Annotated in this window: 1 protein-coding gene; it reads left to right on the top strand. The window is 58.2% G+C overall.

Translation table 11 applies throughout. The features are described 5' to 3' along the window. Positions 1 to 211: 211 nt before the first annotated feature. On the top strand, positions 212 to 1,108 hold an 897-nt coding region (locus AC1DYX_RS31395), incomplete at its 3' end, for a helix-turn-helix domain-containing protein (protein ID WP_477266159.1).

The raw sequence follows: 1,108 nt of genomic DNA, 5'->3' as shown, positions 1-1,108 counted from the left end.
CCGTGATCCCGCTCTCGCGCGCCAACTCCGACACCGGCCTGTTCTGCGGCGGCATCATCTGCCGCAGCAGCGCTTCTTTCCGTTCCGCTGAATACTGCTTCACTCCATCTCTCTTGCCCGTCCCCGATACTGTTTTACTTCATCAGGTGACGCGACAACTATTCTGACACCGGGGGTTTGCGTGGTCCAAAGTTACCCGTCAGCCGAACTCATGCCGTCGGAACGAGGCGGCGTCAACTGGAGCGTCGCCACGGCAACGGATGTGGACCACGGCGGCACATCCACAGTACGCCTCCTCAGCTCAAGCCAGCGCTCCTTGCGCTTCGATTACAGGCTCACGACCGCGACGGCTTATCCATTCGCGTCGGGCGAAATGGTGATGGAGGACGACAAGGGCAACGCGACCCCGGCCAACCTGTCGAAATACAGCACCATYACATTCGTCGCCAAATGCTCGCCGGCGAATACGTTGGCATTCTCCATGCCCACATACAACGAAAAGATGTCGAAGCCCGGCGACTTCCTCACGCATCCAACCCCGGGTACATACTTTTCCTGTAACGAGAAGGTCACGCTCGTAACGTTGGACCTGACGCGGCTGACCGTTCCGCAGTGGTGGCTCGAGATGTTGAAACTCGATCTGGCGCACCAGTCCTATACGCTGGATCATGTTGTGAAGTTGTCATTCGGCACCAGCCCGCACAGCCCGCGCGACCATGCGTCAGAGGTGGAAATCAGCGAGGTGACTTTGCATGGACGCGACTACCGTTATCTCGTCGCGCTGGCGGTGGTCATCTTGATGAGCTGGGCCTTATTCGCCCATTGGTTCATCCGCGCACACGCCCAAGCACTCATCACGGGCCTCAAAGTCAAGGTCAAGAAGGACTTGCCGCTCGTGGCATACCGGGAACTGACGCTCGAACCGTTCAGGGACAAGGAAAAGGCTGCCGTCCTGTGCTATATCGCCACGCATTATACGAATCCGGATCTGGACCTGGAAAATGTGGGCGCCGGAACGGGGGCCAACCGCAACAAGATCAACGAGGTATTGAAGGCGGAACTCGGCATGACGTTCACCGCCTATGTGAAGAAATTGCGGCTGACGGAA

The organism is Massilia sp. P2_C2, from assembly GCF_056404615.1.
Note: the sequence above shows the minus strand (reverse complement) of the source record. Positions and strands in the feature narration are given on the sequence as shown.